General features: G+C 73.9%; 3 protein-coding genes. All 3 read left to right on the forward strand.

Annotated features, from left to right (window positions below; genetic code table 11):
- Window positions 1-1,185 (forward strand): glycosyltransferase family 87 protein (locus NBX02_RS14460; RefSeq protein ID WP_250291737.1); only part of this gene is annotated, 1,185 nt, incomplete at its 5' end.
- 228 nt (window positions 1,186-1,413) lie between these two features.
- Entirely contained in the window at window positions 1,414-2,622 is a 1,209-nt protein-coding gene (locus tag NBX02_RS14465; protein ID WP_445548435.1) for a DUF445 domain-containing protein, read from the forward strand.
- 762 nt (window positions 2,623-3,384) lie between these two features.
- A partial coding sequence (locus NBX02_RS14470; protein ID WP_445548436.1) for a DEAD/DEAH box helicase occupies window positions 3,385-4,448 on the forward strand: 1,064 nt, incomplete at its 3' end.

Consider the following 4,448-nt stretch of genomic DNA (forward strand, 5'->3'; position numbering starts at 1 on the left):
GCCTATGTGTATCCCTACCTCGTCGCCTTCGCCTTCGTCCCGCTGTCGTGGCTGGGCGAAAACGGCGCGACCGTTTTCATCGCGCTGTCGGTGGGCGCGCTGTTCCTCGGCGCCCGGCTGCTCGGCGTCCGCGGCCGGCGTGCGTACGCGCTGGTGCTGATGTCCTCCTGTGCTCTCACCGGCCTGCAGATGGGCACGCTCAACGCCGTCCTGTTCCTCGGCCTCGCCGCGCTGTGGCGCTTTCGCGACCGTCCGGTCACCGCCGGTATGCTTGCGGCCGGTGTCATCTACGCCAAGCTGTTCCTGGCACCGGTGTGGCTGTGGCTGGTGCTGGCCCGCCGGACGAAGGCGGGCGCGGTGGCGGCTGTCTGCCTCGGGGCGCTGCTGGCCGTCACGGAGCTGACCAGCCCGGTGGACACCCGCACCTACCTGGGGATGCTGGGGGTGCTCGCCCGCGAGGAGGCGCCGCTGGGGCTCAGCCTCACCGGCCTGCTGGTCAACACCGGTCTCGGCATGGGCGTGGCCACCTGGTGCGCACGCGTGGCCGCCGTGGCCGCCGTGGCCGCCGTGGCCGTGCTGGCCGGCGGCTGGCCGCGTCCACGACACGGCGGGAACGAGCGGATACTCTTCGCTGGCACGCTCGCCGCCGCGCTCGTGGCCTCGCCCATCGTATGGAGCCATTACCTGCTGCTTCTGCTCGCGCCGATCCTGGTCAGCGCACCGAGGCCACGGATATCCCTGATCGTCTTCACCGCCGGGAGCTGGTTCGTCGTCACCCCCCATCGGACGGGCCCGGTCGGCCTCCTCACCGGCATCACGATCATCGGCGTGCTTGCCGCGCCCGCGGCCGGGCATGCCCTGAAGGCCCTCACCCGCCGCGACCGCGTCGCGCCGGGCCCCGGATCGAGCCCGCTGCCGCCTCCCGTGCCGAGGGCGGCCGTCGTCGCTGTCATCGCTGTCGCCGTCGTCGCGGCTGTCGTCGGCGCCGGCTTCGGGGTAGAACTGCTCGCGACCGCTTACGGGAACCCGCGGCGGGTGATCGGTGCCTACTGTGCCCTGCTGGGCGTCCTCGCCGTTCTGGGCTGGTCGCTGCGGCGACGGCCGGGGCCGCCGGCCGCGCTGTGGGCAGGTGGTCACGATCACCAGCCCCGGCCGCCCCGACAGCCCGGAACCGCGCGGTCATGACCGGGATCATTCGACCAACGCCGGTTCCCATCGGCGCGACACACCTCTGGGTGGAGGACGATGCCCACGACGCCACCCCCGGCGCAGCCGGACAACACAGCACAGCCTGAGGACGCGCCACCCGGGCAACATCCCGGCCGGCCTCGCGCCGCCGCCGGCCGCGGCGGTGGTGGGCCCGGCCGCGACGGCCAGGTCAGCGACGCGGAGCTGCAGCGGGGGCTGCGCCGGATGCGGACGATCGCGACCGGCCTGCTGGTCTTCGTGGTGGTCGTCTATGTCGTGTTCTGGCGCTGGGAGTCCGGTGGTGGGCCGGGCTGGGCGGGCTATGTCCGGGCCGCGGCGGAGGCGGGCGCGGTGGGAGCGCTCGCCGACTGGTTCGCGGTGACCGCGCTGTTCCGCCGGCCGCTGGGCCTGCCCATCCCCCACACGGCGATCATCCCCAACCGCAAGGACGACCTCGGCCGCAGCCTGGAGCGGTTCGTCTCCGAGAACTTCCTGGCCGACGCGGTGATCCGGGAGAAGGTCGCGAGCATGGGCGCGGCCGTCCAGATCGGCACCTGGCTCAGCGAGCGCGGCAACGCCGAGAGGATCACCGCGGAGGCGTCCAGCCGGCTGGTCGAGGCGGTCTCGAACATCCGGGACGAGGTGACGCTGGAGGTGATGGAGAAAACCATCCTCGCCAGGGTGATGGACCGTCCCTGGGCGCCGGCCGCGGGCACGGCGCTCGGCCGGATCGCCGCCGGCGGCCTGCACCACCGGCTCGTCGACGTGATCGCCGTCCAGGCGGAGACCTGGCTGCGCAACAACCCCGACACGGTGATGCGGATCGTCGCCGACCAGGCGCCGTCGTGGTCGCCGAGGTTCCTGGACGATGTGATCGCCGCCCGCGCGTACGAGGAGGCGCTGCGGTTCGCCGCCGAGGTCCGCGCCAATCCCGAGCACCTGCTGCGCAGGGCCCTGGACGACTTCCTCGCCCGGTTCGGCGAGCAGCTGCGCACCGACCCGGACACCGCCGAACGGGTGGAGAAGCTCAAGGAGCGCGTCCGCGACCATCCCGAGATCCACCAGGCGGCCGCGGCGATGTGGAACGCCACCCGGTCCATCCTGACCGACGTCGCCGGCGATCCCGACAGCGCGCTGCGGACCAGGATCACCGACGAGCTGCAGGCGCTCGGCGGGCGGCTGGTCACCGACCCCCACCTGCGGGCGGGTGTCGACACCGCCGCCACCGAGGCCGTCGCGTGGCTCGTCCGGCGGTACCGCTCCGACATCTCCACGGTGATCTCCGATACGGTCGCGAACTGGGAGCCGACCGAGACCGCGGTCAAGGTCGAGCTGCACGTGGGCCGTGACCTGCAGTACATCCGCATCAACGGCACGGTGGTGGGGGCGCTCGCCGGCCTGGTCATCCACCTGCTGACCGAGCTGCTGCTTTGACGTCCCCCGCGGTGGCCCTCGTCGCCCTCCCGCCCTCCCTCCCACCTCCCGGCTGCCCTTCCCGCGGCCCCTCCACCAGCCCGCTACCAGCGACTCCCTGTGACCGGCCACGGCAGCCGGCCCGCGCCTGCCCGCTGCCGCTGCCGGCCCACGGTGACCGTGACGCACGGCGCCGTCCCCCGCCACACCGGGGTGCGCGACGTCTCACCCCTGGTGGGCGCGCCGCCCTTAGCACCGGCGGTCGTGATCGGTGTACCCTGAGACCGCTGGCGGCTACGAGCCGTCCATGACATGTGGTTATCCAGCCACACGTCAGAGGTCCGTGTGACAGCAGGTCGGCGTGCACCCTGGTAGCGGGTGCACCCGCTCATGCTCTGGTGACGCGGCCCGAAGCGGACACACGACTGCTGCCACACGATCGCCGTGGTTCCCCCGGCGACCTCGACAACGACGGACGGAAGAACCCTGTCTCAGCACGGTGACACTCAGCCCTCCCCTGCCCGCCGCCGCCCCCGGCCCGCTCGAGGCGCCGCCCATCGCGGCCGCGGCGGCCCCCGCTCAGGTGGCAAGCAGAACGGACCGAACCGGTTCGCCGCACCCGCGCGGCCACCGCTGCCGACCCGCGAGCCGCGGCCACCGGCCAGTTCCTTCGCGGACGCGGGCCTGCCCGCCGCCCTTGTCTCCGCTCTCGCCCGGCAGGGGATCACCGCCCCGTTCCCGGTGCAGGCCGCGACCCTGCCTGACGTCCTCGCCGGGGAGAACATGCTCGGCCGGGCGAGCACCGGCTCCGGCAAGACCCTCGGGTTCGGCCTGCCGATGCTCGCCGAGCTGGCGAAGAACCGCGCGGTCGCCCCGGGCCGCCCCCGCGGGCTGATCCTCGTCCCCACCAGGGAGCTCGCCCAGCAGGTCCACGACGCCCTCGACCCGCTGTCCCGGCCGCTGGGCCTGCGCCTGCGCGCGGTGTACGGCGGGACGTCGATCTCCCGGCAGATCAGTTCGCTGCGGCGCGGCGTGCATATCGTCATCGCCACCCCCGGCCGCCTCACCGACCTGATCGAACGCGGCGCCTGCTCCCTCGAAGAGATCGCGATCACCGTGTTGGACGAGGCCGACTACATGTGCGACCTCGGCTTCCTGCCGGCTGTGCGGGCGCTGCTGGACGCCACCCCCGCCGGCGGCCAGCGGCTGCTGTTCTCCGCGACCCTCGACCGTGAGGTGGAGGTGCTCGTCCGCCAGTACCTGCCCGAGCCGGTGCTCGTCGCCATCGACTCGGAGACCGCGCAGGTCTCCACCCTGTCCCGGCACGCGCTTGAGGCCGCCGACCCCGCCGCCCACACCCGGCTGGTGACCGCCCTGGCCGGCGGCTCCGGGCGGACTCTGGTGTTCGCCCGCACCCAGCGCGGCGCCGACCGGCTCGCCGAACAGCTCACCCGCTCCGGGGTGCCGGCCCAGCCGCTGCACGGCGGCATGGCGCAGAACGCCCGCAGCCGCGCGCTCGCCGGGTTCTCCGAAGGCACGCACCGTGTTCTCGTCGCCACGGACGTGGCCGCCCGCGGCATCCACGTCGACGGGGTCGACATCGTCGTGCACGCGGGGCTGCCAAGCGACCCCAAGACCTACCAGCACCGTGGCGGCCGTACCGCGCGGGCGGGGGCTCATGGCGCCGACGTGCTTGTCTCGCTCCCCGAGGAGCGCGGGCTGGTGCGCGCGCTCCTGCGCGCCGCCGGCAGCGACGCCCAGCCCGAACCGGCGGACGCCGACGACGAGGTGGTGGCGCGCCTCGCCGGGCCGCCCGCCCCCCGGATCCCCCCGCAGCCGCGCAGCAC

The organism is Protofrankia sp. CiP1_Cm_nod1, assembly GCF_920888515.1.
Taxonomy (GTDB): Bacteria; Actinomycetota; Actinomycetes; order Frankiales; family Frankiaceae; genus Protofrankia.